This is a genomic window from Fretibacterium fastidiosum (assembly GCF_000210715.1).
In the GTDB taxonomy this organism is placed as follows: Bacteria; Synergistota; Synergistia; order Synergistales; family Aminobacteriaceae; genus Fretibacterium; species Fretibacterium fastidiosum.
The window spans coordinates 655,092-658,766 of the sequence record NC_021038.1 but is presented as its reverse complement, the minus strand read 5'-3'; the positions used below and the strand labels follow the sequence as shown (position 1 = coordinate 658,766).

Genomic DNA, 3,675 nt, shown 5'->3' with positions numbered 1-3,675 from the left:
TCGATAAAGCGGACCGTGTAGTCCACCACGGCGTCGACGATGGCCTGTCCCGTCTCCCGGCTGGCGCGGCTTGGACTGTCGTCGTAGCCCGCGTCGCCCGACGGGATCGAGTCCTTGGCGTTGCGGATCATCTTCACCGTAGCGCCCTCGAAGAGGACGTTGTGGATGTGGACGTTACGGAGCGCGTCGCTGAAGTGGACGACCTCGCTCGCAAAACAGTCTTCGGGGTGCACCCAGTCCGGCCTCACCGCCATGGCCGCGGAGGCCTCGATGCCGCCGCCGTGGCCGCACTTCCACTCCGCCTTCATCTCCGCGCAGGTCACCCACCAGTCGATCTGGGCCGCCTGACCTCCGCGCTGGTACAGGTAGAGCGCCGCCGTGCTCAGCGCGGGCCAGTTGCCGCCGTGGCCGTTGAAGAACAGCACGCGCCGCACGCCGCAACTCAGCACGGCGTCCACGATGCCCTTGAGCACGCCCGTGAGGGCCTCCTCGCCGATGTCCACCGTGCCGGGGAAGGCCTTCAACGCCGGGCTGACGCCGTAGGGCATCGTGGGGAGGACGAGCACCTTGTCCGGCAGCCTGGCCTCGATCGTGGACGCCATGGACTCCGGAATAATGTAGTCCGTCCCAAGGGGGCCGATGGGGCCGTGTTCCTCCAGGTTGCCGATGGGCAGCAGGGCGACGATCCCCTCCCCGTGCTTCGCCGTGAGCTCGCTGGCCTTTTTCCACGAATAGGACGCTAAATACATGAAGTCGCTTCCTTTCTCGATACAGACAGGTTAAAACGGATTCGCCTCTCAGCCGAAATGACGCTTCAGCGTCGCCTCCGAAACCGGCTTCGTCACAAGGCTGACGAGCACCGTGACGATCATCGCCACGACCCACGTGGGGATCAGGGCGTTGAAGCCGAAGGTGTAGCCCTTCAGGGTCGAGGATATCTCCACCAGGCCGCCCAGCCCGATCTTCTCCAGGATCTGGGGTGAGGCCGAGAGCGGGATGTAGAGCAGCACGCCGGTCAGGATGCCCAGGACGGCCCCCGCACTCGTCGTCCGCTTCCAGTAGAGCCCCAGGAGGACGGGTGTCGCCCAGATCGTCAGGCCGCCAAAGGAGAAGATGATGATGTCGAAGATGGCGCTGGGGCGCCAGATTCCGAACAGGATGGCGACGACCCCGAACACGCAGGTCACGACGCGGGAGAGCCTCAGGATCTCCGCGTCCGAGGCGTTTCGGTTCATCAGGTTCTGATAGATGTCCCTCGAGATGCCGCCCGAGGACACGACCAGCAGGCTGTCGATCGTGGACATGCCCGCCGCCATGATCCCAGCGATCATCAGGGACGCGAAGACGGGGGACACGCCCTTCTGAAGGATCAGGGGCACGATGAAGTCCATCTGCTTCCCTTCGAGGCCGGGGACCGAGACGATGCCCAGGACGCCGACCCACTCGATGAGCGTGGCGGACACCCACATGCCGAGCGTCCCCAGGATGACCGCCTTGAACATGACCTTGTAGTTCTTCATCGTAAAGAACTTCGTCGCAAGCGTCGGGCTTCCGATGTTGAAGAAGCTCCACATGACCACCATCGAGACGAGAGCGGGCCAGGGGTAGGCGCCCGTTGCGCCGGGGTGGGCCATGTAGGCGGGGTTCAGCTCAAACAGCTTTGCGTTGATGGCCTCGAGGCCGCCGCCCATGTCGAGAGCCACGAAGAACGTCACGACCGCCGTGACGACCATCAGAAGTCCCTGGATGACGTCCGTCAGCATGGCTCCGCGGATGCCGCCGCTCATGCAGTAGACGATGACGATGAGCCCCGTCGCGACGACGCCGACCCACTCCGGGTATCCCGTAAACGTGTTGAAGATGATGCCCGCGCCGATGATCTGCGCCCCCATCATCGGGACCATGAAGAACACCATCAGGACCGCCTGAAGGCCGCGGAGCAGGTTGGACTCGTAACGGTCACCCAGGTAGTCCGCCATCGTCATGAACCCCTGCTCGTGCCCCAGCTTGATCAGCTTCCTGCCCACGACCAGAGCGGGGATGATCATGCTGAACACCAGGCCGGGGACGGAGACCGTCAATCCGGGGTACCCTTGCCGGTAGCACGCGGCGGGAACCCCCATAAACGTGCTCATGCTGTATTGCGTCGCAAAGTAGGCGATGCCGCTGACGATCGCGCCGGCCTTGCCGCCCATGACGAAGAACTCCTTCAGCGATTTCGTCTCACGCGCCGAATAGAAGCCGATCAGGGCCATGATCAGAAAGTACCCGCCCAGGACGAGAAAGAACGTCCCCGTGGCAGGCACCAACATCGTGCTGACGTCCATTTGCAAAATCCTCCTTAGCTTTGAAGGAAACGCGGACCCCTAGTCCTCCGTTCCAAACGCCCGATACTCTTCGCGTCCCATCGCCTGCCAGTAGAACAGCAGGATCAGGACCATGACGGCCACCGTGAGCCAGAACCAGCCCACCATGAAGAGCGGCAGCCCCTTCCACGACGGAACGTACTCCGTGGAGTAGAAGCACTTGACCGGCAGCATCACGACGACGTACGCCGCCAGAAAAACACAGGACCACCTTGTCTCAAATGCGTTATCCCACATTCCCATACCTCATGCGCCTGCCTTTCAAAGTCAAAACGATTCCGTGTCCCGCACGCGCCCCTCTGCCTGGAGGGGCAAAGCGTTCAGGGCGTCGGCCAACAGGAGAAGACGGTTCCGCTGCGACGCCGCGTAGTTGAGGATGACGGCCTGGGCGCGGTCCGACCCTGGGCCGCGCCGCAGGAGGCGGGCCGCCTCCGAAAGGCCGGGGACGAAGCCCGCCCCCCCGCTCCAGTCCTGAAGGTGAGGCCCGCGGGCGGCGTAGTACATCCGGTTCAGCAATCTGACGGCGCTCAGCGCCGTCGCAAGGTCCGCGTCGCCGCGCCGCCGCCAGGCGTCTTGAAACCCGTCGAGCGCCGCGCACAAAGCCCCCAGGTCCAGCCAGGGATGCAGGGCCCCCCGCAGCTCCTTAAGCCGCTCCCGCAGGGCGCCGCACAACGCCGCGACGTCGAAGGGCACGCCCTCCGCTTCCATCAGGCCAGACAGGCCCGACGCATAGACCTCGGCGTCCGTCTCCAGCACCCGGCGATCGCAGAAGTCCGCCGTATCCGCCTCGGTGTGCCACCACCAGGGCATGAGGGTGTCCCCCGTCCTGTTGGGGTCGCCCTGGGGCAGCGCGGAGGTCCAGATGAAGAAGGGGGACACGCCGATGTTCTGGAAGGACTGATCCCAGGAGCGCACGCGCCCCACCGGGGCCCCCCGCTGTCCCGTGACGCCGTACACCGCATCGGCCGCCAGGGAGAACAGGTCCGGTCCGGCGGTGACGGAGCTGAAGTCCGACGCGCCCCTCATGCCCGGCATGTCGATGTTCGTGTAGCAGAGGCAGTGCTTCAGGACCTCCTCAAAGCGCTCCCGCGCGTAGTTGGAGGAGCCCGCGTACTTGCCGAACTCGTGTCCGGACCACCAGCAAACCCTCAGGCCGAAGCGCCGCCTCTCCATGCGGGCCGCCGCCAGGGCCAGAGCCAGCGCCAGTGCAGCGCCGGTGGCGTTGTCCGTAGCCCCGTAGTGCTTGCTGTCCAGGTGAGCTCCCACCAGCAGGAAGTACGGCTGCCCCTCGTAGAGGGGAGCACGCCTC

4 protein-coding genes are annotated in these 3,675 nt (G+C 64.9%); all 4 read right to left on the bottom strand.

The genetic code is table 11. The features are described from left to right. Positions 1–749 (bottom strand): creatininase family protein (locus SY1_RS02885; RefSeq protein WP_208872649.1); only part of this gene is annotated, 749 nt, incomplete at its 3' end. 48 nt (positions 750–797) lie between these two features. Continuing rightward, positions 798–2,327, bottom strand: coding sequence for a sodium:solute symporter family protein (locus SY1_RS02880; protein ID WP_015556121.1), 1,530 nt, complete (start codon positions 2,325–2,327; stop codon positions 798–800). A gap of 39 nt (positions 2,328–2,366) precedes the next feature. Further along, positions 2,367–2,603: a hypothetical protein gene (locus SY1_RS02875; RefSeq protein WP_015556120.1), complete on the bottom strand. Its 237-nt coding sequence runs from the start codon at positions 2,601–2,603 to the stop codon at positions 2,367–2,369. Between the two features lie 30 nt (positions 2,604–2,633). Continuing rightward, positions 2,634–3,675 (bottom strand): M28 family peptidase (locus SY1_RS02870; protein WP_208872648.1); only part of this gene is annotated, 1,042 nt, incomplete at its 5' end.

Excerpts from the sequence above, each read along its gene's own strand:
- SY1_RS02880 (WP_015556121.1), bottom strand. The coding sequence starts at position 2,327 with ATGGACGTCAGCACGATGTTGGTGCCTGCCACGGGGACGTTCTTTCTC.
- SY1_RS02875 (WP_015556120.1), bottom strand. The coding sequence starts at position 2,603 with ATGTGGGATAACGCATTTGAGACAAGGTGGTCCTGTGTTTTTCTGGCG.